Source organism: bacterium (assembly GCA_026129405.1).
In the GTDB taxonomy this organism is placed as follows: domain Bacteria; phylum Desulfobacterota; class Binatia; order DP-6; family DP-6; genus JAHCID01.
This window is the reverse complement of the sequence record JAHCID010000011.1, coordinates 38,461-56,803: the sequence shown is the minus strand read 5'-3', so window position 1 is coordinate 56,803 and position 18,343 is coordinate 38,461. Positions and strand designations below refer to the sequence as shown.

General features: G+C 74.8%; 11 protein-coding genes and 1 pseudogene. 9 read left to right on the top strand and 3 right to left on the bottom strand.

Going from position 1 to position 18,343, the window contains the following annotated elements; all coding sequences use genetic code 11:
• Nucleotides 1-2: 2 nt before the first annotated feature.
• The 5 genes from flgK to KIT14_24685 all read left to right on the top strand — a co-directional run bounded on the left by flgK (nucleotide 3) and on the right by KIT14_24685 (nucleotide 4,533).
• Entirely contained in the window at nucleotides 3-1,409 is a 1,407-nt protein-coding gene (flgK, locus tag KIT14_24705; GenBank protein MCW5893727.1) for a flagellar hook-associated protein FlgK, read from the top strand.
• Nucleotides 1,406-2,305: a hypothetical protein gene (locus tag KIT14_24700; protein ID MCW5893726.1), complete on the top strand. Its 900-nt coding sequence runs from the start codon at nucleotides 1,406-1,408 to the stop codon at nucleotides 2,303-2,305. The genes flgK and KIT14_24700 overlap by 4 nt, the downstream gene beginning before the upstream one ends.
• A gap of 77 nt (nucleotides 2,306-2,382) precedes the next feature.
• Nucleotides 2,383-2,628, top strand: coding sequence for a carbon storage regulator CsrA (gene csrA, locus KIT14_24695; GenBank protein ID MCW5893725.1), 246 nt, complete (start codon nucleotides 2,383-2,385; stop codon nucleotides 2,626-2,628).
• Nucleotides 2,625-3,083, top strand: a complete 459-nt coding sequence (gene fliW / locus KIT14_24690) for a flagellar assembly protein FliW (GenBank protein MCW5893724.1) — start codon at nucleotides 2,625-2,627, stop codon at nucleotides 3,081-3,083. Before csrA ends, fliW begins: the two co-directional genes overlap by 4 nt.
• Before the next feature lie 316 nt (nucleotides 3,084-3,399).
• A complete protein-coding gene (locus KIT14_24685; protein MCW5893723.1) occupies nucleotides 3,400-4,533 on the top strand; it encodes a sigma-54-dependent Fis family transcriptional regulator in 1,134 nt (377 codons plus the stop codon).
• Between the two features lie 151 nt (nucleotides 4,534-4,684).
• Here KIT14_24685 and KIT14_24680 read toward each other — a convergent pair whose 3' ends face one another.
• The gene (locus KIT14_24680) at nucleotides 4,685-5,860 is read right to left on the bottom strand and encodes a PD40 domain-containing protein (protein ID MCW5893722.1); all 1,176 of its coding nucleotides are present in this window, start codon (nucleotides 5,858-5,860) and stop codon (nucleotides 4,685-4,687) included.
• 251 nt (nucleotides 5,861-6,111) lie between these two features.
• On the opposite strand from KIT14_24680, the gene KIT14_24675 reads away from it, so the two are divergent.
• On the top strand, nucleotides 6,112-7,389 hold the full coding sequence (locus KIT14_24675) for an alpha-L-fucosidase (protein ID MCW5893721.1): 1,278 nt from the start codon (nucleotides 6,112-6,114) through the stop codon (nucleotides 7,387-7,389).
• Nucleotides 7,390-7,953: 564 nt separating this feature from the next.
• Here the strand turns inward: KIT14_24675 and KIT14_24670 are convergent.
• A pseudogene (locus KIT14_24670) lies at nucleotides 7,954-9,168 on the bottom strand (DUF748 domain-containing protein).
• 1,002 nt (nucleotides 9,169-10,170) lie between these two features.
• Here KIT14_24670 and KIT14_24665 point away from each other — a divergent pair.
• The 3 genes from KIT14_24665 to KIT14_24655 all read left to right on the top strand — a co-directional run bounded on the left by KIT14_24665 (nucleotide 10,171) and on the right by KIT14_24655 (nucleotide 17,034).
• On the top strand, nucleotides 10,171-12,780 hold the full coding sequence (locus KIT14_24665; protein ID MCW5893720.1) for a hypothetical protein: 2,610 nt from the start codon (nucleotides 10,171-10,173) through the stop codon (nucleotides 12,778-12,780).
• A gap of 81 nt (nucleotides 12,781-12,861) precedes the next feature.
• Entirely contained in the window at nucleotides 12,862-13,395 is a 534-nt protein-coding gene (locus tag KIT14_24660; GenBank protein MCW5893719.1) for a hypothetical protein, read from the top strand.
• Nucleotides 13,396-13,440: 45 nt separating this feature from the next.
• Nucleotides 13,441-17,034 (top strand): hypothetical protein, encoded by a 3,594-nt coding sequence (locus KIT14_24655; GenBank protein MCW5893718.1) that lies wholly within the window; start codon nucleotides 13,441-13,443, stop codon nucleotides 17,032-17,034.
• Between the two features lie 53 nt (nucleotides 17,035-17,087).
• On the opposite strand, the gene KIT14_24650 is transcribed toward KIT14_24655, so the two are convergent.
• Nucleotides 17,088-18,194 (bottom strand): LLM class flavin-dependent oxidoreductase, encoded by a 1,107-nt coding sequence (locus KIT14_24650; protein MCW5893717.1) that lies wholly within the window; start codon nucleotides 18,192-18,194, stop codon nucleotides 17,088-17,090.
• Nucleotides 18,195-18,343 lie beyond the last annotated feature (149 nt).

Sequence of the window (18,343 nt, the reverse complement as noted above, 5' to 3'; positions counted from 1 at the left end):
CCATGGGACTGCTGCCGGCGCTCGACATCGGACGCAGCGGCCTGCTCGCGGCCGAGATGGGGCTCAACGTCGCGGGCAACAACATCGCGAACGTGAACACCCCGGGCTACTCGCGCCAGCGCGTGGTGCAGGGGGCGATCGAGCCGTACGCCGACGGGACCGGCGTGCTCGTCGGCCGCGGCGTGCGCATCCGCAGCGTCGAGCAGATCGTCGATCCGCTCCTCGACCGCCGCCTGCGCTCGCTCATCAGCGACCAGCGTCAGGCCGCGACACGCAGCGACCAGCTGGAGCGTCTGGCAGGCGTGCTGAGCGACCTCGGCGAACCGTCGCTCGCCGAGGCGGTGGGCGCCTTCTTCGACGCCGCCGACGCGCTCGGGCGCAATCCGAACGGCGGCCCGGAGCGCGAGACGCTGCTCGGCGCGGCGCGCTCGGTGGCCACCGAGTTGAACCGCCGCAACGTCGCGCTGGGGCAGCTCCAGCGCGGGGCGGACGAGCGGCTCGTCTCGCTCGTGCGCGAGGGCAACGACGCGCTCCAGCGCATCGCCGACCTGAACGTCAGCATCGCGGACGCCGAGTCGACCGGGCAGTCGGCGAACAGCCTGCGCGACGAGCGCGAGCGGGCGCTCCGGGACCTCGCGCAGACGCTCGGCGTGAGCGTCACCGAGTACCCGAACGGGAGCGTGCGCGTCGCCGCGGAGAACGGCCTCGTGCTGGTCGACGCCGGCGTGGTCACCCGGCAGCTGACGACGCAGACGAGCGGCAACGGCATCGACGGGCTGCCGCTGCATCAGGTGGGCGTCGCCGACGCCAACGGCGGCTTCATGGCGCTGCCCGGCATGTTCCAGCGCGGCGAGATCGCGGCCCTGCTCGGCGTGCGCGACGGCGACATCCCGAAGGCGCAGGCCAACCTCGACACGCTGGCGGCGTCGCTGGCCTCGGCGGTGAACGCCGTGCAGCAGCACGCCGCGGCCGTCGACCAGGACGGCAACCCGACCGCCGCGGTGCCGTTCTTCACCGGCACCACGGCGGGGACGATCGCCGTCGTCATCACCGATCCGCGTCGGATCGCGGCCGCGCGCTCGGCGCAGCCCGGCGACAACCAGAACGCGCTCGCCTTCGCCGACCTGCGCACGACCGCGCAGGCCGCGCTCGGCAACACGACGTTCCAGGGCTGGCTCGCCACCGAGCAGTCGCGTCTCGGCCAGGACGCCGCGCAGGCCAAGGCCGTCGCCCGCGCCAGCACGCTCCTCGCGGAGCAGGTCCAGGCGCAGCGCGACGCCGTCTCGGGCGTCAACCTGAACGAGGAGCTGACGAACCTCCTGAAGGCGCAGCGGGCGTTCCAGGCGGCCGCGCGCGTCATCAGCGTCGCCGACAACGTGCTCGGCGAGCTCATGGGTCTGGTGCGATGATCGGGCGCGTCAGCGACGCCAACACCTTCGACTTCTTCCAGCGCCGCACGGTCGAGGTGCAGGTCGACATCCGCCGCCTCCAGGAGCAGATCCTGAGCGGCCGGCGGCTGCTCGCGTCGTCGGACGATCCGCTCGGCGCGGGGCAGGTGGTGCGCTCGAACGCCAGCCTGCGCGCGCTGTCGCAATGGGACGAGAACGCCGAGTTCGGCGTTCGCGTGCTGCACTCCGAGGACACGGCGCTCGGCCAGGCCAACAACCTGCTCGTGCGTGCCGAGGAGATCGCGTCGCAGATGGCGTCGGGGCTCTACTCGCCGGCGCAGCGCGCGGCGGCGCGCGAGGAGGTGCACGGCATCCTCCAGGGGCTCACCACGCTCGGCAACTCCGAGCTCGCCGGCCGGCGGCTCTTCGGCGGCCTCGCGCTCGACGCGCCGGCGCCGTTCGCCGACCCCGATGCGCCGGGCTACACGGCGGCGACGGCGTACAGCGGCTCGACGCACGAGTTCGAAACCACGATCGGCAACAACGGCGACCGCGTGCGGCTGACGACGAACGGCGGCACGGTGTTCGGCAGCGCGCTGCAGGCGGTCGAGGCGCTCGACCAGGCGCTCGCCAACGACGGCGACGTCGGCGCGACGCTGGGCGGTCTCGCGGCGGCGCGCGACGGGCTCGCGGCCGAGCGGGCGAGCGTCGGCGCACGGCAGGCGCAGCTGACCACGCGCTCGGCGCAGGTGAAGGCGCTGACGGCGCAGGAGGCGGGCGTGCGGTCCGCGGCGCGCGACGCCGACTTCACCGTCGTCGCGACGCAGCTGGCGCAGGCGCAGACGGCGCTCCAGGCGCTGCTCGCCGCCGCCGTTCAGATGAAGGACAACAGCCTCGTCGGGCTGCTCCGGCTCTGAGGGACATGCCGCGGCAGAGCTAAAGCTCTCGGCCGGATCGGCCGAGAAGACGAACGGGCGACAAGGAGCGTCCCCGCATGCTCATACTGACACGGAAGTCGGGAGAGGTGATCCGGATCGGCGACGAGATCGCGATCCGGGTGCTCGAGGTTCGAGGCAATCAGGTTCGGATCGGGGTCGACGCCCCGGCGAAGGTCCGCATCTACCGCGAAGAGATCTACCGAGCCATCCAGCGAGAGAACGAGGACGCGGCCGTCACCGAGCGGGCCCGTCTCGACGAGGCCACCGAGCTGTGGAAGCAGCGACAGCAGGAGAAACCGTGACCAGCGGCGCCGCAGTGCCCCTGCGGTCGCGTCGGTTCGGCACCTACGACGTACCGGCGGACCGCGTGGTCGAGCTGGCCGACGGGCTGGTCGGCCTGCCGCACGTGCGGCGCTTCGCGCTCCTCGAGCCGGCCCAGGACGGCTCCCCGTTCCGCTACCTCGTCTCCTTCGACGAGCCCGAGCTGGGCTTCCTCGTCTGCGACCCCGAGGCGTTCTTCCCCGGCTATGCGGGGCGCCTGCCGCGCTCGGCCGGGGCGGGGCCCGAGTCGGCGGTCCTGACCATCGTGACCGTGCCCGCCGAGGCGCGGCGCATGACGGCCAACCTGATGGCTCCCCTCGTGATCGACGGGACGACGCGCGCGGGTCGCCAGGTCGTGCTCGAGAGCGGCGGCTGGTCGACGCGTCATCCGCTGCTCGCGGCTCCCGAGTCCGTGTCCGGCGCCGAATCGCGCTGAGGTTTCGCGCCGCGCCGCGGGGGCGCATCGTACAGGTCCGTCGCATTGCCGACGGCCGCCGTACAAAGTGGTGCGCCCCCGGGGCACGGATCCCCGCCTCCCCCGAAGCCGGGACGCACCCCGTCGGCGAATGGGAATGTCAAGGTTCCCGCTGGGTTGGCGGCGGTTCCCTGACACCCGACACGGTCAAAACGGTGTCGTCCCGGTGTTGGGAGTGCGTCTTGCTACTGCGCCCTCCCGGGCGACACGACGCGCCCAGGAGGGGACGAGGGACATGGATCACGCGCACTGTGTGGGTGGTGGGGACGAGGGGGTGGTGGCAGGGACGGAGCTCCCGGGCTTCGCCGGGATCATCGGCCAGCATGCGAGCATGCGGGCCATCTTCGAGATCATCCGTCGCGTGGCGGCGACGGATGCGACGGTATTGATCACGGGCGAGAGCGGCACGGGCAAGGAGCTGGTGGCCGCCGCGCTGCATCGGCTGTCGCGCCGCGGGTCGCAGCGCTTCGTGCCGGTGCACTGCGGCGCGATTCCGGAGGACCTGCTCGAGAGCGAGATGTTCGGCCACGAGCGCGGCGCCTTCACGGGTGCGGTCGCGAGCCGGGTGGGGCGCTTCAAGCTCGCCGACAGCGGTACGATCTTCCTCGACGAGATCGGCGAGATGAGCCCCAAGCTCCAGGTGAAGCTGCTGCGCGTCCTCGAGGACGGCCGCTTCGAGCCGGTCGGCAGCGTGCTCACCCAGCAGGTCGACGTCCGCGTCGTCGCGGCGACGAACCGCACGCTCGAGCAGGCGGTCGCGAATCGGACCTTCCGCGAAGACCTGTTCTACCGGCTGCGCGTCGTGCCGATCGAGATGCCGCCGCTGCGCCGCCGCCGCGAGGACATCCCGCTCCTCGCCGAGCACATCCTCACCGGCCTCGTCCGCAAGGGGCTGCCGCGCTTCGTCATCGAGCCGGCCGCGATGGACGTCCTGCAGCGCTACAACTGGCCGGGCAACGTGCGCGAGCTGCGCAACCTGCTGGAGCAGCTGGTCGTCCTCGGCCGCCCCGAAGGGGTGATCGCCGTCGCCGACCTCCCGCCGCACCTCGTCTCGCCGCGCGAGCTCCTCGACGGCACGCCGTCGATGCCCTGGCAGTTCGGCGCCGGCGGCATCGATTTCTACCGCGAGATGGAAGCGATCGAGGACCGCATCATCGCCCAGGCCCTCCGTCTCTCCGGCGGCAACAAGAAGGAGGCCGCGCGCCTCCTGCGCGTGAACCGCACGACGCTCCTCGAGAAGCTGAAGCGCAAGCGCGCCCAGGGCAGCCCCCTCGTCGCTCTCCTCGGCGGCGCCCCGCCGGAGCCGCTGCCGTCGACGATGGACGACGACATCCCGACCATCCTCCCGCCCCCGGCCTACGATCCGGAGCCGAGCGAAGTTCCGACCCTGTTCGACCGCGTGTCGGCCTGAAACCTACGTCCGCCCCCCGCGCCCCGAACCGAGGGGCGCGGGAGCGGGCGGCGCGGTCTCGGTGCGCGCAGCGCTCCGCCGCGCGTGCGGCCGCTACGCGTCCCTTCGTCCTGCGCCCGCAGCGATCCCGCGGCCCGACCCCGGCGCGGGATCAGAACGCCGAGAGGCCGCGGAACGGCCACCACACGGCGAGCGGGCCTGCCACCGGCTGCGCGGGACGCTTGTACAGGTTCACCAGGTACACCTGATGGCCGGGGGTGGTGCCGGAGGCGGCGAGGTTGCCGGTGGTGCTGAGGGCCATGAAGTGGATGCCGAGCTCGCCGGCGACACGCTGGGTGTGGCCGCCGCCGGTCTGCACCTGGAAGCGGCTCTCGGCGCGGAGCATGTAGAAGTACGGCGTACCGCCGCAGACGAAGGCGATGCGGTAGTCGCGCTTCACCTTGGCGGCGGCGGGCAGGGTGCAGCCGCCGGCGTCGTTGGTGACGCGGGCGAACGTCGCCGTCTTGGTGTCGTAGACGAAGATCTGCGGCACGCCGGTGTCGGCGCCGTTGCCGGCGAGGTCGGCCTCGCTCTCGAAGGTGAGGATGCGGCCGTCGTCGCTGATCGCGGCGTTGCGGCTCGAGCCGAGGCCGGCGGTGAGGGGCGCGGGGATCTGGCTCGAGGCGTTGCCGAACCAGATCTGCGGGACGCCCGTGTCGGCGCCGGTGATCGGGTGGCTGCTCGACTCGAACGCGATCCAGCCCTTGCGCGCGGAGACGACGACGTTGCGGCTGGTGCCCGAGCCGGCGCTCAGCTGACGCACCAGGGCGACGCGATCCTTCAGGAAGATCTGGGAGGCGCCGCTCGGATTGTCGCCCGTCAGGTTCCCGCTCGACTCCCAGGCGATCGTACGGCCGACGGTATCGAGGCTCGGATTGGCGCTCGTGCCGCTCGGGTCGCTCGAGACCTGGGTGAGGATGCCGTTGATCTGCGCGACGACCTGACGTCCGGGCAGGCCCGTGCCCAGCGGGTCCTCGGTCGTGTCCCAGGCCACCGAGCGCCCGGTGTACGAGATCGCCGGGTTGGCGTTGTCGCCGAGCGGCGCGAGCTGCGCGGGGCTGGTGGGGTCGATGAAGGGGCTCACGGTGACGATGCGCTGGTTGCCGGGGGCGCCGATGGCGAGGGTCAGGATGCGCTTGGCTGGGGATATGGTGCGCGGCAGCGGCGTGTCGCCGGCGACCGTGAGCGGCGTCACGGGCGCGGTCTGCCGATGCTTCGCCACGGCCGGGGTGGCGACGGTGAGCGCGAGCAGCGTGAGGGTGGCGAGACGGATCGTGCGGGTCGTCATTCCGTGGACGGTCTTTCGCGAGTGGGGGGAGGGAACCGCATCCCGCCGGTTGGTGTCAAGGCTCGGCTCGCGGGAGTGCGAAGGCTATGCCGTGCCGCCGCCACGATCCCACGGGGCCTCGGAAGAGCCGGGGCATGCACGACTGCACGCCCGACGCAGGAGCGCGAGATCGCGGGCCGTTGGTCGTGCGGGGTGCGCCATGCGGAGTGCGTTGACGCCCGCCCGCGGACGCAGCTAGCACTCGGCACGTCGTGCGCGAGGATCACTGGTTCCGCAACGCGCGTCTCGGGCTCTTCGTGCACTGGGGCGCATACAGCATGCACGGCTGGGAGCCGTCGTGGCCGCTCGTCGGCGGCAGCGCCGCCTTTCCGCACGGGCAGGACGTCCCCGTCGCCACCTATTACCGCGACGTGCTGCGCTTCGCGCCGCCGGCGGACGCGCCGCGCGCCTGGCTCGCGCATGCGCGGCGCTGCGGCATGCAGTACGCGGTGCTGACGACGAAGCACCACGACGGCTTCTCGCTCTTCCCCGATCCCGACGGCGAGCTCGGCGTCGGCCGCGTCCCGGGCGGGCGCGACCTCGTCGCCGACTTCGTCGCCGCGACCCGCGACGCGGGCCTGCGCGTCGGCTTCTACTTCTCGCTGTCGGACTGGCACCATCCCGACTACCCGGCCTTCACCGATGCCATGCGGCCGTATGCGCTGGTGGCGTATCCGCGCCCCGAGCCAGAGCGCTGGGCGCGCTTCCGCACCCATCTCCTGCGCCAGCTGCGCCACCTTCTCACCGCCTACGGGCCGATCGACCTGCTGTGGTTCGACGGCGGCTGGGAGCGCAGCGCGGACGAGTGGGGCACCGACGAGCTGGTCGCGACGATCCGCGCGCTCCAGCCCGACGTGGTGCTGAACGACCGCCTGCCGGGGACGGGCGACTACGCCACGCCCGAGCAGGCGCTGCCGGCGCACCCGCCCGACGGGCCGTGGGAGACGTGCGTGACGATGAACCACAGCTGGGGCAACGTCGACGCCGACCGCGAGCGCAAGTCGGTGCGCCAGCTGCTCGGCATGCTCGCCGACACGGCGAGCGGGGGCGGCAACCTCCTCGTCAACGTCTCGCCCGACGGCGCCGGCCGGCTGCCCGACTGGCAGGCGGAGCGTCTCGACGGCATGGCGGACTGGATGGCGCGCCACCGCGACGCCATCCTCGGTACCCAGCGCGGGCTCGCGCCGTGGCAGTTCTATGGGCCGACGACGCGCCGGGGCGACACGACCTTCCTCCTCTGCCCGATGCGGCCGCAGGAGCTGGTGGTGCTGCGCGGCGTGCACGGCCGGCGCATCACCGGCGTGCGGGCGCTCGGCACCGGCGTGTCGCTCGAGCTCGAGCTGCGTCTCTCCGCGGTCGATCGGCTCTTCGGTCGCGATCCCGTCTGCGACGTCCTCGTCCGCGTGCCCGAAGCGGCGCTCGACGCGACGATGACCGTGATCGCGGTGACGACGGGCGCGAACGGGCCGCTCGTCAGCGGGCCGGCGTGAGCACGACGCTCGCCTCCGCGTCGGTGCGCGCGGCGGCCGCGACCCGCAGCCGGGCCGGCGCGACGCGATAGCGCTCGACGAGGCGCTGCACGACCGCGTCGGCCCGCGCGGCGCGCCAGCGTCGCGTGAGCGCAAAGTCGTGGGCGCCGCGCCGGCGCCGAGCGCCGCGGCGTCGGCGGCGCCGGCGTTGCCGGTGAGATCGAGCACCAGGTCGGGCTTCTGGCCGAGCAGGACGGCGAGCAGGTCGAGGCGCCGCTCGGCGGTGACGTCGAGCGCCGCCGCACCGGGCGCGAACAGCACGGGCGCCAGCACCAGCTCGGGCGGCGCTTCGCCGCGCGCGAACGCCGAGCCGAGGAGCGTCAGCGGGCTGGTGACCGCCCCGGCGATGGCGCGGCCGATCGCGCCGACGATGAGCCCGTTCAGCTCGACGCCCGGCGCGTCGAGCGCGCCCGCTACGGGGAAGTCGAGCGTGACGCGGCCGCGCGTGTCCTGCATGAGGCGCAGCGCGGTCGTCAGCGGCACGCCGACAAGATGTCCGAGCACGTCGACGTCGCCGGCGCGGCGCAGGCCCGCGTGCACGAGCACGACCCGGGCGTCGGCGTCGAGGCGGCCGTCGCGCAGCGCCACCGTCGCGCCGAGGTCGGCGGTGCCCGCGTCGGCGGCCCAGCCGGTGGCCGGCGCGACGTAGGGATTGAGCGGCGCGAGCGGGAGCTGCGTGACGTCGCCGCGGGCCGAGGTCGTGTCGCTCAGGTAGCCGGCGAGCGTGATCGGCGCGACCTCGTTGAGGCTGCCGGCGAGGGTCAGGTCGCCGATGCGGACCGGCAGACCGTAGAGGCCGTATGCCGTCGCCCGGATCTGGCTCGTGCTGCCGAAGAAGCCGCCGGGGACGACGCGGTCCTCGAAGAAGACGGTGCCGTCGCGCACGGCGAGCGACTGGAGCATCACGCGGCCGGCGGCGGGGCCGCGGGCGGCGGGGGCGGGGCCGCGGGCGGGAGCGTCGTCGAGGAGGTGCAGCGGATAGACGCCCTCGGGATCGCGGCGGACGACGAGGTAGGGCCACGCGAGCTCGAGCGGGCCGAGCGAGGCGTCGAGCGGATCGAGCCCGAGCGACCAGATGCGCAGGCGGGCGGCGTCGAGCGCCAGCACCGGGTCGCTGCCGCCGCTGCGGGGTGCGACCAGCGAGAGCTTGTCGACGGCGACGCGTCCGGCGGAGACGCGCAGGGGAGGTGTCACCACCGTCGCCTGGCCGCGCAGCACGCCGGCGTCGAGTCGCAGCCGCGCCGGCAGCAGGTCGCGCGCCAGCGTCGGCAGCGCGACGGCGTCCGCCTTGACGCGCATCCACGTCCAGCCGTCACGCGGATCGAAGACGATGCGCGCGCGCAGGCGTCCGCCGGTGGCGAGCGCGGCGGCGGCGGTGAGACCGCCGCTCGTCCAGCCCGAGGCGAGGTCGCGGCCGGCGAGGGCGTGCACCGTGACCGGCCAGCCGGCGCCGGCGGGCGGCTCGACGCCGGCGTTGCGCACGGCGAGGCGGTCGACCGCGAAGTCCCATGCCGGCCCGCCGGCCGCGGGCCGTGCCTTCGCGGGCTTCGCGGCCGGCGGCGGCAGCTGCATGCGCACGCCTTCGAGCACGAGACGCGCGACGCGAACGCGCTGCGCCGCGAGGTCGATGTCGGTGCCGCGCGCGCGCAGCGTGCGCACCGCGGTGCGCGGCACGCTGCGGCCGTCGCCGACGTCGAGGTTCTCGACCACGACCGGACCTTCGAGCCGCAGCGCGGGCATGCCCGTGTCCGCGCGCCAGCGATAGTCGATGCGGCCGCTCACGGTGCCGCCGTGCAGGAGGTCGGGACCGAGGTAGGGCGCGGCGTCGGCGAGCGCGAGACGCGTCAGGTCGGCGCGCAGGCGCAGGCGCACGCCGTCGGTGCGCGCGGCGTAGCGGCCGGCGAGGGCGCCACGGGCGTCACTGCGCGCCAGCGTGCTTCCGCGAAGGCGGCGTCGGCGAGGCTGCCGTCGCCGCGTACCGCGAGGCCGCGGACGCGGACGGCGTCGAGATCGAGCGTCGTGCTGCGTGCGGGCGTCCGGGTGGCGTCGTCGAAGACGAGCGTGCCGCGCACGACGTCGAGCCGATCGACGAGCAGGGCCACCGGCGGCGGCGGTGTGCGGGCGGATCTCGGCAGGCGCGCCTCGACGGTGGCGCCGCCGGTGCGCCGGCGAGCACGAGGCGCCCGTCGCGGGCGCGCTCGAGGTGCAGCCGCGGGCCGACCAGACGCGCGCGGCGCACGTGCGGCTGGCCCTCCCACAGGCGCTGCGGCAGCGTCCGGGCGTCGATCGCGAGCACCAGGCGCTCGGCGCTGAGGGACGGCTCGGGCGCGCCGGGGAAGCGCACGACGACGTCGTCGGCGGCGACGCCGAACGGCCACAGCGAGAGGTCGAGGTCGGCGATGGTGACCTCGAGGCCGCTCGCGGCGCTCAGGCGCGCGGCGACGACGCGCGCGGCCTCGCGCGTGACCAGCGCGACGGCGACCGCGACCACCGCGATCAGCGCCAAGAGCAGCCATATCCACGGTCGCAGGCGCCGGCGCATGTGCGCGACGACGGTTGGCAGAGGCGCACGGGACCGTCAACGCGGGCGCCGCGCGCCATGCAAGCCCCCGACTTTCCTGGTCGCCGAATCCCCCATCTCCGCGCGGCGGACGTCGATGCGGTGCTGGTGACTCGACGCGATCTGCATACAGTCGTGCATGCGGCGTTGATTCACGCCTCGCCTGGCCATCGGAGGACCCCATGCCCCGTCGCCCGCTCGTCCCGACCCTGGTGACCGTCGTCGTGCTGCTGGCCTCGTCCGCGCTCGCCGCGGACGCGGTCATCGGCGCGAAGAAGCTGCTCCTCTCGCGCGCCAAGAATGGACGCGCGAAGCTCGTCCTCGTCGCCCGCGACGTCGAGGTGCCGGGTCCGCGCGTCGGCGGGGCCGACGACCCGGCCGGCACGCCGGGCGGCATCGTGGTCGAGGTCTTCACGCCGGGCGAGTCGGCGCGTCTGACGGCGCCGGGCGGCGCCGGACGCCCGGGATGGAAGGTGCGCGGCGGCGTGTTCCGCTTCGCGAATCCGCGCGCACCGGCGAGCCCGTCGCCGCTGCGCCTCGTGGTGCTGAAGCCGGGGCGACTCCTCAAGCTCGTGGCGCGTGAGACCGGGCTCGCGCAGACGGCGCCCCTCGGGCAGGTGCGCGTGCGCGTGACCGTCGGCAGCATCCGCCGGTGCGTCACCTTCGCGGGTGCGAGCGTGAAGCGCGACCGGCCGGGCCGCTTCGTCGGCACCGACGCGCCCGCGGGCGCCGGCACGTGCGACGACGCGGGCGGCGCGACCACGACCACCACCATGGCTCCCGGCGTCGGCGCGACGACCACGACGACGGCGCCGGGCGGCGGCGCCACGACGACCAGCACGACGTCATCCGCGCCGACCACGACCAGCACGACGCTCGTCCCGGGCACGCCGCTGCTCGACGTGACGATCGGCGCCGGCGCGGGCGTGTGCGGCGAGCTGCGCGACGCGAGCGCGACGCCGATCGGCACCATCGCGTGCGGCGGTCTCGACATCGGCGGCGGCGGCTCGAGCGTGCCCGAAGGGCTGATCCCCGACGGGGCGACGAACCGCTTCGTCGTCGGCGGCTGCACCGGCTCGAGCTGTACGCTCCACCCCACGGCGACGCCCGGCGACGGCTTCGACTGCACGGCCGCGGGCTGCCGCTTCGGACCGCCGCTGCCCATCCCCAACGCGGGGCTGTCGGTGTGCGTCGTCAACATCTTCGCCGGCGCCGGCGGCGGCACGGTCGACACCGCGACCGGCACGCTGTCGCTCGTCGTCCCGCTCGGCACCCGCGTCCACCTGACCGGCAACGCGACGCAGCCGTGTCCGCGCTGCTCGGGCTCGGGCACGCCGGAGAGCCCGGGGGCCGGCGTCTGCGACCGGGGCGCCCGCGCGGGACAGCCGTGCAGCTCGGCCAACGCGCAGGGGCTGTCGGCGGACTGCCCTCCCGGCGGCGGTGACGGCAGCGCGGATCTCGGTGCCATCGCCGTCGATCTGACGCCGTTGGCGACGACCACGGCGACGGCGAGCGACCCGGCCGGAGCGTTCTGCGGCACGCAGCGGGACGCCGGGTGCTTCGGCAAGCCGGCCTGCCGTGCGATGGAGGTGTCCGGCCTACCGGCCGGCCCGCTCGCGCTCGACACGCCCGCGGCCGCCAACCTCGCCTCGACGTTCTGCATCCCCGCGGTGGGCAACATCGTGATCGACGGCGCGGCGAGCCTGCCGGGCCCGGGTGCGGCCAGCCTCTCGGTGACGGTCACGCGCCGCGAGACCGCCGGCGGCCCGACGACGACGACCACGACCACCGACCCGGGCGGCGGGGCGTCGACCACCACGACCACGACGCTCGCGGGCTCGACGACGACCACGTCGACGCCGAGCACGACGAGCACCACGACGACGACGCTCCTGCCCGCGCTGCTGCCGCTGACGCTCGAGTTCATGAGCCAGGCGCCGAGCGGCAGCTGCGGCAGCATCCGCAACGGCGCCGGCACGACGCTGGCTCCCCTCGCGTGCGGCGACCTCGTGCTCGGCGACGGCGCCGGGCTGGTCCCCGCGGCCGCCCTCCCCGACGGCGCGGTCGTGCACTTCCGGATCGGCGGCTGCTCGCTGCTGCCGCTGCTCACCTGTGCGCTCGCGGCGGAGGACACGGCGGGCGCGCAGCACGACTGCACCACGACCGGCTGCTTCTTCGGCCCGCCGGTGCCGCTCCCGAACGGCGCGCTGTCGGCGTGCAGCGTGAACCGCTTCAGCGCTCCGGCGAGCGGCACGGTGAACCTCCTCACCGGCGCGACCTCGGCCAACGTCGCGCTGGCCCTCCAGGTGTTCGTCACCGGCGATGCGGCGCAGCCGTGCCCGCGATGCAGCGCGGCCGGCGCGCCGGGCGCTCCCGGCAGCGGTACGTGCGATCGCGGCGCGCGCGCCGGCCTCGAGTGCACCAGCATCAACTCGCAGGGCCTGAGCCGCGACTGTCTCCCCGGCGGCAGCGACGGCAGCGTGGAGGCGGGCACCATCGCCGCCAGCCTGAGCCCGGTCACGACGGGGACGGTGACGCGCTCGAACCCCGGCGGCAGCTTCTGCGCCGGACAGGCGACGGCCGGCTGCTTCGGCAATCCCGCCTGCCGCTCGATCGTCGAGACCGGCTCGGCACCGGGGCTCGCCATCACCTCGCTGCTGCTGCCGGCGCCGGCGACGCTGGTGTCGGCGTTCTGCGTGCCGGCGACCGGCAACCTCGTGCTCGACGGGCCGGCCGGCCTGCCGGGGCCGGCGGCGATCAGCCTCCAGGGTGCGGTGCGGGCGACGTTGTAGCCCGCCCCGCGCAGGGCGCACGGCACCGTGGACCTTTCGACCCGTGCACCCCGCGGCTAGCATCGTCGCATGCGGCGATCGGTGACGACGACGATCCTGGGTGCGGCGCTCGTGCTCGGCGCGGCGGCGCCGGGCGCGGCCTTCACGCTCGGCGAGACCGGCGCGGCCCTCGACACCGCCGGCGCGCTCTCCGGGGCGAGTGCCGGCAACGCCGCGGCCGCGCGCGGCGGGGTCGCCAGCGGCCTCGGCCGCGCCGGGGCGTCCAGCGCCGCGAAGGCGGGGGCGCTCGGCGACGCGATGGGCGGCGCTGCGGTAAGGGCACACCGGAGCCGGCGGCTGGTCCGGCAAGGCCGGCTGGGCGAGCCAGGCGCCGGCGCGAAGGGCGGCTGGGCCGGCGGCGCGCAGCGCGACCAGGAGCGGCGGCAGCGGCGGCGCCGGCGGCTGGGCGAAGTCCGGCGCGGCGAGCGGTCGCGGCTCCGGTTCGGCGGGCTGGGCCAAGGCGGGCGGGACCGCCGTCGCCAAGGCCGAGCCCCGGCGGCGCTGAAGAGCCTTCACCGCCGTCCGCGTGGGAAACCACGTGTTGACGGGATGGTTCGGGCGGGAGGCCCTCGCTAACGCCCCTCGGAGGCGGCCCAAGCGTGCCGCTCCGGAGGGGGGAGCATGTCCATCACGTCTCGCGCGGCGGTCCGCACCACCGCGCTCGTGTTGATCGCCACCGCGGCGCTGCCGATCCTGGCCGCCGCCGCCGACGCGCCGGTCGCCGCCAAGAAGCTGCTGCTGAAGCGCGCCGGCTCGGGGCGGGAAAAGCTGGTCTTCCTGGTGAAGGGTGCCGGCCTCCCGTTCCCCGCCGTGGGGAGCGCCGACGATCCGGCCAGCGGCACGCCCGGCGGCATGACCGTCGAGCTGTTCTCGCAGACCGAGGGGGGACCGCACGCGCTGAGCGTTCCGCCGGGGATCGGCAAGCCCGGCTGGAAGGTCACCGACGCCGCGACCGACTCCTACCGCTACGCCAACGGCGCCGCGCCCGCCGGACCGTCGCCCGTCAAGGTGGCGGTGCTGAAGCAGGGCAAGCTGCTGAAGATCACCGCCGCCGCCACGGGGCTCGCGCTCGCGGGACCGCAGGGCCGGGTGGCGGTGCGGGTCACGACCGGCACGCTGCGCAGCTGTGCGGTGTTCGCCGCCGGTGCGATCCGCCGCGACGTCGCGGGCAGCTTCACCGCCGTCAACGCCGCCGCACCGGCGATCGCCGACTGCTCCGACGCGAGCCTCGGCGGCGGCGCGACCTCGACCACCACGACCACGCTGCCCGCCGGCAACGCCACGGTGCTCGACTTCACCACCGTCGTGGGCACCGGCGCGTGCGGCGTCACGCGCGACGCCAGCGACGCCGTCCTGAAGAGCCTCACCTGCGGCGGGCTCAACATCGGCGGCGGCAACTCGACCGTGCTGGAGAGCATCACGCCCGACGGCGGCACCAACCGCATGGCCGTCACCGGCTGCACGGACGACGTCTGTACGCTCGGGCCGTGGGCGGCGCCGGGGCCGAGCTTCGACTGCACCACCACCGGGTGCAGCTTCGGGCCGCCGCTGCCGATCGCGAACGCCGGCACGTCGACCTGCGTCGTCAACACGCTCTCGGCGCCGGTCGCCGGCAGCCTCGATCTCGCCACGGGGACGACGAGCGACCTCAGCCTGAAGCTCTCCTCGTCGCTCTATCTCACCGGCAACGCGACGCAGCCGTGTCCGCGCTGCTCGGCGAGCGGCACGCCCGAGGCGCCCGGCGCCGGCACGTGCGACCGCGGTGCCCGCAGCGGCCTCGCCTGCGCCAGCACGAACTCGCAGGGCCTGTCGCGCGACTGCCCGCCGGGCGGCGCCGGCAGCGGCAACCCGTGCACGCCGGGCGCCACCTGCACCGACGGCAGCCAGAACCTCGGCGCCATCCCCATCGACCTGACGCCGCTCACCACCGGCGCGGTGTCGCGCACGGCGGCGAACGGGCTCTTCTGTCCGGGGCAGGCCGCGGGCCAGCGCGGCTGCTTCATCGGCGGCGCGAACTGTACGGCGATCGAGGAGAGCGGGGTGCCCGCGGGGGCGCTCCTGCCGGCAGGGACGACGCGGCCGATCACCTTCGCGTCGATCTTCTGCATTCCGACCACCACCAGCCCGCTGGTGAACTTCGCGGCCAACCTGCCGGGCCCCGGGGCGAACAGCCTCGTCGGCAACATCACGCTGCGCGAGCTGGTGGCGCCGGGGACGACGACCACCACGACGCTCGAACCCGGCACGACCACGACCACGCTCCCGGCGACGACCACCACGTCCTCGACCATCTTCGCCACCACGACCACGACGACGCTGCCGCCGGGCGCCGAGGTGCTCGACTTCACCACGCTGCTCGGTACGGGCGCGTGCGGCGTCGTGCGCGACGGCTCGTCGAGCACGATCCGACCGATCGCGTGCGGCGGCCTCGACATCGGCGGCGGCGCGGCGACGGTGCCCGAGGGCCTCATCCCCGACGGTGCGACCAGCCGCTTCCAGGTCGTCGGCTGCGACGGGTCCAGCTGCACGCTCGTCGCCACGGCCGGTGCCCCCGGCGGCATCGACTGCACCCAGGCGGGCTGCCGCTTCGGGCCGCCGCTGCCGATCGCGAACGCCGGCCTCTCGACCTGCATCGTCAACACGTTCGCGAGCAACGGCCACGGCACGCTCGACAAGGCGACGGGCGCGCTGTCGCTCGCCGTGCCGCTGGCGACGCGCGTCTTTCTCACCGGCGACGCGGCGCAGCCGTGTCCGCGCTGCTCCGCGACCGGCTCGCCGGGCAACCCCGGCGTCGGCACCTGCGACCGCGGCGCGCGCGCCGGGCAGTCCTGCAGCACGACCAACTCGCAGGGCCTATCGGCCGACTGCGCGCCCGGCGGTGCGGACGGCAGCTCCGACCTCGGCTCGATCTCCGTCGACCTCTCGCCGCTCGTCACCACCACCGCGAGCGCCGCGAATCCGGCCGGGCTCTTCTGTCCCGGACAGACCGCGGGCGGCAACGCCGGCTGCTTCGGCGCCACCGCGTGCCGCAGCTTCCAGGTCGACGGCCTCCCGGCCGGTCCGATCGTGCCCGACACGCCGCAGGCCGTCAGCCTGGCGTCGGCGTTCTGCATCCCCGCGGTCGGCAACATCGTGATCGACGGCGCCGCCGGCCTGCCCGGGCCCGGCGCGGCGAGCCTGCCGGGCTCGATCGCGCTGCGCACGCTCCCCGGCGGCCCGACCACGACGACCACGTCGACGACGCTGGTCACGACGACGACGGTCGCCGGCCCGACCACCACGACGACGACCACGACGAGCACCACGACGACGACGCTCCTGCCGCCGCTCCTTCCCCTCACGGTCGAGTTCGCGAGCCTCGCCGGCAGCGGCAGCTGCGGCACGATGCGCAACGGCTCGGGCGCGGTGGTGGGTACGCTCGCCTGCGGCGATCTCGCGCTCGGGCACGGCGGCGGCTCGCTGCCGCCGTCGGCGCTGCCGGACGGAGCGGTCGTGCACTTCAAGCTCGGCGGCTGCTCCGTGCTGCCGCTGCTCACCTGCGCGCTCGGACCCGAGCCCACGGCGGGCGCCGGCTACGACTGCACGACGACCGGCTGCTTCTTCGGCGCCCCCGTGCCGATCCCGAACGGCGGGCTGTCGGCGTGCAGCGTCAACACCTTCTCGGGTCCGGTGAGCGGCTCCGTGAACCTCCTCACCGGCGCGACGACGACGAACGTGCCGCTGTCGCTGCACGTCTACGTGACCGGCAACGCCGCGCAGCCGTGTCCGCGGTGCAGCGCCACGGGCGCGCCCGGCGCCATCGGCACGGGGACCTGCGATCGCGGGGCGCGCGCCGGCCTCGCGTGCAGCACGACGAACTCGCAGGGCCTCTCCAAGGACTGCCTGCCGGGCGGTGGCGACAGCAGCGTCGACGTCGGCAGCATCAACGCCAACCTGAGCCCGGTGACGACCGGCAGCGTCAGCCTGTCGAATCCGAGCGGGCTCTTCTGCCCCGGCCAGACGGTGCCGGGCTGCTTCGGCAATCCGAGCTGCCGCTCGATCACCGAGACGGGCAGCGCACCCAACGCTGCCCTGTCGTCGCTCGTGCCGCAGCCCGCGACGCTCGCGTCCGTCTTCTGCGTTCCGGCGACCGGCAACGTCCTTCTGGACGCGCCGGCGGGGCTGCCGGGTCCGGCGGCGATCAGCCTGCCGGGCCAGGTGCGCTCGCAGCTGTGAGGAGGCGGCCCGGAGCGTCCCCACCCCTCGGGGACGCTCCGGGCCGGGAGTGCTCAGGGGACCGCGGCGAGGGGGCCGAGCGCGCCGCGCACGCCGGCCACCTCGCGCAGGCCGGGCAGCACGGTGTCCGCGAAGCAGCGCATGTTCCGCTCGGCGACGTCGGCGGGCATGCCGGCGTAGCTGAACACGGCGACGAAGCCGGCGTTGCCGACGCGCCGGTGGATGTCGTCGATGCGCGCGCGGCACTCGGCCGGGGTGCCCCAGATCTGCAGGCCGAGGAAGAACTCGGTGAGCGCGTCGATGCCGCCCTTCTGGCGCGCGATCTCGGACATGCGCCCGTAGCTCTCGTAGCCCGCGGTGCGCGCGAGGTGGTCGCCGTCGAGCTCGTAGTGGCGCACGACCGACTCCCAGTAGCCGCCGATGAAGCGCTCGGCACCGGCGCGGGCGCGGGCGGGGTCCGGGTCGCAGAAGACCCAGCCGGCGACCAGCGGCGGCGGCGCCTCGGTGCCGTTCACCTCGCGGTAGACGCGGCGGTACTCGACCAGCTCGGCCTCGACCACCTCCCACGGCTTCTGCGGGATGACGAGCAGGCCGCAGCCGAGACGCGCCACGATCGGCATCGAGTCGGGCGAGACGGCGGCGGCGTAGGTGCGGCCGCGGAAGGTGCCGGCGGGGCGCGGACGAATCGGCACGCGGGGCTGGCGGACGTAGCGCCCGTCGGCCGCCAGCACGCCGCTCTCGAGGCCGTCCAGCAGCATGGTCGCCGATTCGACGAAGCGCGCCCGCGACTCCTCCATCGGGATGCGGAAGCCGTCGAACTCGACGCGGCCGAGCCCACGTCCGATGCCGAGCACGGCGCGCCCGCGGCTCAGGTGGTCGAGCATCGCGATCTGCTCGGCGACGCGCACCGGGTCGTGCCACGGGAGCACGACGACCATCGAGCCCACCTGCACGCGCGTCGTGCGGGCCGCGACCCACGTCAGCCACTGCAGAACGTCGGGGCACATGGTGTAGTCGGTGAAGTGGTGCTCGACGCCCCAGACCGAGTCGAAGCCGAGCGGCTCCGCGAGGTCGGCGAGGCGGGCGTCGAGGGCGTAGACGTCGCCGTCTGGTCGCTGGTCGTGCGGGTTCTGGAAGATCGTCGCCATGCCCACGTGCATGCGCGACCTGTAGCGCCCTCCGGCGGCGGCCGACAAGGCGGCGTCGGTCGGCGGCGAGGTGAGCGAGCAGCGTCCCTGCGCGCCGGGCGTAGGTGTGGTGCGCGGCAATCCGGGCGCGCGCGTCGGGCCCGGGCCGTATGATGCATCGG